Here is a 6,309-nt window from a genome sequence, read left to right as displayed (position 1 = left end):
CATGAGGTGTAAGGTATCGGCACTGATTTGTGCAGTATTTTCTGCTTCTTCATGCAGGCGATGGAGCAGACCTTCGGCTCTCTCAACTGCATCCATTTCACCATCGACATAAAATGCATCACCTCGATGGGAAATAGTGACATCTAAACGCTGTTCGATTTGTTTCAAATGACCGTTATAAGCACCGAGCATGCTCTTTAAACGTTCTATTGAAACCCCAGGAAAAGTTACTGTACGTCGAATCGCTGCAGTCAAGAGAATTCCTTTAAGTAGTCAGAATCTATTCCCTTACATTACGCCACGTCAGGCTCAAGATTCAAGAGTTCGCCATAAACAAAATTCAAAGTTTTAATCTCTGTCACTTCGATTTCTGCGAAACGTCCGACCCATGCTGCATCACCAATAAAACTCACATAACGAGTGTTATCCGCCGTACCAATCAGTAGGTTTGGATCTTTATCCGAAACTTTCTCGACCAAAACGCGTTGAATCGTGCCGAGCATGGCATCGGTCTTTTCAATACTCGATTGTTTAATCCACTTTTGGACTTTGGATAAACGTTCTTTTTTCACGTCTTCAGAAGTGGTGTCTTCAAGCTCAGATGCAGGTGTACCCGGACGTTTTGAGTAAACAAAACTATAGGAATGGTCGAAGTCCATGTCTTTGATAAATTGATAGGTTTCTTCAAAGTGTGCATCGGTTTCACCTGGGAAACCAATGATAAAGTCACTCGATAAATGCATGTCTGGGCGAACTTTGCGTAACTTGGCAATTTTGTCGATATAGACGTCAATGGTGTGGTTACGTTTCATGGCTTGCAACACATCATTTGAACCGCTTTGTACAGGCAAATGTAGATGCGATACCATTTGTGGTAAATCACGGTAGCACTGAATCAAGTCATCATTAAACTCAAGCGGGTGTGATGTGGTATAACGCAAACGACCAATCCCTGGGATTTCTGCAACAAGACGTAACAAGTCTGCAAAAGTACAGATATTGCCTTCGAATGTTTCACCGCGGTAACCATTCACGTTTTGACCTAATAGCGAAATCTCACGGACGCCTTTTTCGGCTAAGGTGGCAATTTCAGCTAAAACGTCATCCAGTGGACGAGAAACTTCTTCACCACGGGTGTAGGGCACCACACAGAATGAACAATATTTTGAACAACCTTCCATAATTGAAACAAAAGCCTTGTAACCTTCCACACGCGGTTCAGGTAAAAAGTCGAATTTTTCAATGTCAGGGAAAGAAATATCTACCAATTTGATTTTTTCTTTCTTGGGTTTTTCGATTTGATCAAAGTGCTGATCGAGCATTTGTGGTAAACGGTGCAAGGTTTGTGGACCGAAAATCATGTCGACATAGTTGGCACGTTTTTGAATGTTGTCGCCCTCTTGAGAGGCTACACAACCACCGACACCAATGATCAGGTCAGGGTTTTTGTCTTTCAGCTTGCGCCAACGACCCAGCTCAGAGAACACTTTTTCTTGGGCTTTTTCGCGAATCGAACAGGTATTCATCAGTAGAATATCGGCTTCTTTCGGGTCTTGGGTCAGTACATAGCCGTGTGAGTCGCCCAGTAAGTCTGCCATACGGTGACTGTCATACTCATTCATCTGACACCCTTGCGTTTCGATATACAGTTTTTTAACTGATCCATCGGTGGCTGGGGTGTGCTGTGGCTGGGTGACAGTGTTTTCTGAGGCAGCTTGGGCACCATTTGGAATGAAGGTTTGAACCGTCATGTAGGCTCCTAAGGGGGATAAATCTAGGTTTTTTGTGTCTGATCGGTATCTGTGGCGGCGAAAGCAGGGCTTGGCTAGCGACAAAAATGCTCGATCAAGCACCATTTGAAATCTACGAAAGGCGCATATTTTAGCAGGAAATCTGAATAAACTTATAGCTTTAAATCTGAAGCTAAAAAGATTGATTTGTGAAGTGAAAATACAGGAAAATTAATATTGTCTAATCATAAGGTTACATAAGAGAACAATAGAGTCTGTTATGAGTTATTAAACTAATCAAAATGATGAGACGAGACTAGGCTATACAAAGATGACAGAAGGCACACCCATGTTAAAACGATTACAGAATAAATATTATCAAGTGTTTGCGTTGGGTGTAGCTGCCTTGGGTTTATCTGCAGCGACACATGCCGCAGATGAACAATTCAATGATGCTTTACGCGCAGCCAATACGGGCAATGTCAGCTTGTTGCAAGAATATCAAAGCAGCATGCAGGGTGATGTCTTGGGCTATTACCCTGAATATTGGCTATTAAACAGTAATTTAGCGTTGCAACCAGCGGCCAATATCGTGGGCTTTGCACAGCGCTATCCTCAGTCCGCGATGGCTGAAAAATTGGCAGCAGACTATATTGAAGAAAAAGTCAAAATGGCTGACTTTACTTCCGCACAGCCAGTATTGGCGTATGTGTCTAATGCAGACCAAGCAGAAAGCTGTGCTATGGCGCAAGTCCGCGCCAAGTCGGGCGACCCTTTGGTTTTCGCCGAATATAAAGATGTTTGGCTCGCGACCAATTCACAGCCTGAGTCATGTACTGGGCTGGGACGCATGATGCTGTCGAGCCCTCTCATGACGGAACAAGACAAGCAACAACGTCTATGGGCGCAGCTGCGTGCAGGGCAGTCAGGTCAAGCGATTGCAACCGCACAGACCATCGGTATGAATTTGTCTTTAGCGCAGCTGAATAGCATTCAAGCTGATCCACTGAACTATCTATGGTCAGCACCGAAAGCATCGGCTGTAGATCAAGCATATTTAATTTATGCCATTGGGCGCTTAGCCGATAGTGATCTAAATACTGCATTGGCTTCGGTAAAGCGTGCTGCAGAGGGTACCCCTGAGTCGGTGCAAAAAGCGTTGTACCGTGCTGTGGGGTATATCGGTGGCACAACTGTCATGAAAAATAATTTTAATGTGGAGGTATTACAAGCCTTCGATCGGAGTTATGGTTTAGCATTGAGTGAAGAAGAAGCCGAAATTTATGCGCGCCAAGCCATTCGCTTTGGTGCATGGGAGAGCGTGATTCGTGCCGTTGATGGTATGAGTGTGACGCAAAAACAAGAAGATCGCTGGCAATATTGGTTAGCCCGAGCTTCAGAACAACGCGGTGATGCAAAGTCAAAAGCCTTGGCACGTGAGATCTTCAAAAAATTGTCAGTAGGTGACGATTATCATAACTTATTGGCAAAAGATCGTATTGGACAACGTTATCAGACCATTCCTGCGAATACCCAACCGAGCAATGCTGACATACAACGTTTGAATCAGGATATTCATTTTAGCCGTGCTTTTACACTGCGCAATGTCAACGCACCAGACAATTATGTCAACCGTGAGTGGAATTGGGCGGTCAGACAAGCTTATTTAAAACAAGATGATGGTTTAATTTTAGCTGCAGCAAAACGGGCAACGGAGATGGGGTGGTATGACCGAGCGATCTATGCGGCCGATCGAACAGTCAAGCAACATAACTATAGCTATCGCTATGCCATGCCACACCAAAGTTATGTGGTGAGTCACAGTCGTAATGCAGGCATAGATCCTGCATGGGCGTATGGGCTAATGCGCCAAGAAAGCCGCTTTGTCACCCATGCTCGCTCGCATGTCGGGGCAGGTGGCTTGATGCAAATCATGCCAGATACGGCAAAATTGGTCGCAAGACAAATGGGTGAAACCTATAATCCAGCCGCACTGAGTGATATGAATACCAATGTACGTTATGGCACTTTCTATCTGTCCATGATCCAAAGTCAGTTAAGCAATAATCCAGTGTTGGCGACAGCAGGTTATAATGCGGGTCCGAACCGTGCACGTCGTTGGCAGCCTGAAAATCAAGCCATTGCAGCGGATCAATACACGGAAAGTATTCCACTGACTGAAACCCGAGATTACGTCAAGCATGTGATGAGTAATGCCACGCATTATGGTGTTTTGCTTGGCCAAGGACCGCAGTCCATTACTCAACGTATGCAAAATATTCCTTTTAAAAGTCAATAATAAAGGTCTAGACATTTTATGGTTTTGATGTCACTCCCATCAGTCTTAACGCAAAAACTACTGCAGATGATTGGTAGTAGTCTTGTTTTGGGATTTTTTACGACATCTGCTCATGCTGCACCGACGGTATTTGGTTATGTGATGGAAATTCAAATGACACCCGCCGTGTGTATGTTCGATAACCAAGGTTCGAAAAAACGGAAGTGTCTAGAGGGTTATTCACTCAATATTACGGGTTTATATCCTGAAACCACCACACGGGAGTGTCAGACCAATTCTTCTGCGGTCCTTTCTCCGCTTCAAACCAAAGTCGTGGCGAGAGTCATGCCTGATGAACATGCGCGCCGCCAGTTATGGGCAGAAATTGGCGGTTGTGTGCCGATGAATGCCAGTCAGTATTTCCGTAATGTGATTAATTATGCAGAGCGTTTAAAAATTCCTGCAGATTTGACTTCTTCTGAAAATAAAACCGCACAGCTCAATACACTGCGAGGGCAATTTCAACGTTTAAACCCAGGGCTACCTGCAAGTGGGCTACGTTTTAGCTGTCGGACACAACGACAAACCAACATTTTGACCGAAGTCAAGGTCTGTTATAAACCCAACGGTCAGTACAAAGCTTGTGCAGAGAATATTCAAGAAAACTGCCCAAGTTCCTTTGCGATCAAAGGTTCTTACTAATCTCTTTTTCTAAATTAATTTATATTTCCTATCATACTTTTGTTGGAATTCATTCTCTTTTACATGCATCTGCCAAAGTATTGGAGTACAATCTTTGCCGTTTATGATTATTAAGATTAGATAGAACAGCTATTTAATCATATCTAACGTTCCTCAAATGGAGATAAGTACATGAAGCAACCTGTTCGCGTTGCCGTTACTGGCGCAGCTGGTCAAATTGGTTACAGCCTATTATTCCGTATCGCTAGTGGCGAAATGTTAGGTAAAGACCAACCAGTTATTCTGCAATTGTTAGAAGTTCCTTTTGAGAAAGCTCAAGCTGCGCTTAAAGGCGTAATGATGGAATTAGACGACTGTGCTTTCCCATTATTGGCTGGCATGATCGGTACTGATGATCCTAAAGTTGCATTTAAAGATGCTGACTACGCGTTATTGGTTGGTTCACGTCCACGTGGTCCAGGTATGGAACGTGCTGACTTATTGAAAGTGAACGGTGAAATCTTCATTGGTCAAGGTCAAGCACTAAACGAAGTTGCTAGCCGTGACGTTAAAGTACTTGTTGTGGGTAACCCAGCAAACACCAATGCTTACATCGCAATGAAATCTGCTCCAGATCTTCCAGCGAAAAACTTCACAGCAATGTTACGTCTTGACCACAACCGTGCCTTGACTCAACTTGCTCAAAAAGCAGGTGTTGCAGTTTCTGACATCGAAGACATGACTGTTTGGGGCAACCACTCTCCAACAATGTATGCTGACTACCGTTTTGCAACTGTGAATGGCGAAAGCTTAAAAGACAAAATCAACGATGCAGCTTGGAACAAAGATGTGTTCCTTCCAACTGTTGGTAAACGTGGTGCTGCGATCATCGAAGCACGTGGTTTGTCTTCTGCTGCTTCTGCTGCAAACGCTGCAATTGACCATATGCGTGATTGGGCGTTAGGTACAAATGGCAAATGGGTAACTATGGGTATTCCTTCTGACGGTTCTTATGGAATTCCTGAAGGTGTAATGTTTGGTTTCCCTGTAACAACTGAAAACGGTGAATACAAAATCGTTCAAGGTTTAGAAATTGATGAATTCAGCCGTGACCGTATCAACTTCACTCTTAACGAGTTAGAAGAAGAACGTGCAGCGATTGCTGACATGGTTAAATAATTTGTCATTTTGATAAATTATGAAAAGCACTCTCTTGTAGAGTGCTTTTTTATTTTAAGAAACAAAATACAACAAGAAAATATAGAGATATGCCTGCAAGTTAATACAGTTTATTGTTAGATTATTTACTAGATGGGTTTTACCTAAGGAGAAGAAAAAATGTTTGAACAACAACCAACACTTGAACTTTTATTTGAACAATTGGGGCTTGATGCAGATGAAGTTTCGATGGAAAACTTTATTAAAACTCATCAATTGAGTGCTAGCCAGAAATTACACGAAGCTGATTTTTGGAGTGCTGGGCAACGAGACTTTCTTAAGAGTCATTGGGATAAAGATGATGAATGGGCTATCGTGATAGATGAGTTGAATCAGCAACTACATGTGGATAGTACAACTTAATAAAAAAGCTCACATCAGTGAGCTTTTTTATGGATTAAA

General features: G+C 43.1%; 5 protein-coding genes and 1 pseudogene. 4 read left to right on the top strand and 2 right to left on the bottom strand.

All coding sequences use genetic code 11. The annotated features are described in order from the left end of the window. Both B4F08_RS01985 and miaB read right to left on the bottom strand, forming a co-directional pair. Positions 1–255, bottom strand: a pseudogene (locus B4F08_RS01985) (PhoH family protein); the annotation flags it as partial. A gap of 38 nt (positions 256–293) precedes the next feature. Next, positions 294–1,751 carry a tRNA (N6-isopentenyl adenosine(37)-C2)-methylthiotransferase MiaB gene (gene miaB / locus B4F08_RS01980; RefSeq protein WP_086208920.1) on the bottom strand — a complete coding sequence of 486 codons (1,458 nt, stop codon included), beginning with the start codon at positions 1,749–1,751 and terminating at the stop codon, positions 294–296. 310 nt (positions 1,752–2,061) lie between these two features. Here miaB and B4F08_RS01975 point away from each other — a divergent pair, with 310 nt between their 5' ends. From B4F08_RS01975 to B4F08_RS01960, 4 genes are all read left to right on the top strand, one after another. Continuing rightward, complete coding sequence (locus tag B4F08_RS01975) at positions 2,062–4,029, top strand: lytic transglycosylase domain-containing protein (protein ID WP_086208919.1); 1,968 nt, start codon at positions 2,062–2,064, stop codon at positions 4,027–4,029. 66 nt (positions 4,030–4,095) lie between these two features. Next, positions 4,096–4,710, top strand: coding sequence for a ribonuclease T2 family protein (locus tag B4F08_RS01970; protein ID WP_228146990.1), 615 nt, complete (start codon positions 4,096–4,098; stop codon positions 4,708–4,710). 171 nt (positions 4,711–4,881) lie between these two features. Beyond that, positions 4,882–5,868 carry a malate dehydrogenase gene (locus B4F08_RS01965; RefSeq protein ID WP_291372797.1) on the top strand — a complete coding sequence of 329 codons (987 nt, stop codon included), beginning with the start codon at positions 4,882–4,884 and terminating at the stop codon, positions 5,866–5,868. A gap of 159 nt (positions 5,869–6,027) precedes the next feature. Next, entirely contained in the window at positions 6,028–6,270 is a 243-nt protein-coding gene (locus tag B4F08_RS01960) for a DUF2789 family protein (protein ID WP_004916443.1), read from the top strand. Positions 6,271–6,309: the final 39 nt, after the last annotated feature.

The organism is Acinetobacter sp. UBA6720, assembly GCF_002454215.1.
Taxonomy (GTDB): Bacteria; Pseudomonadota; Gammaproteobacteria; order Pseudomonadales; family Moraxellaceae; genus Acinetobacter.
The sequence above is the reverse complement of the archived record's forward strand: the minus strand, read 5'-3'. Positions and strand labels throughout refer to the sequence as shown.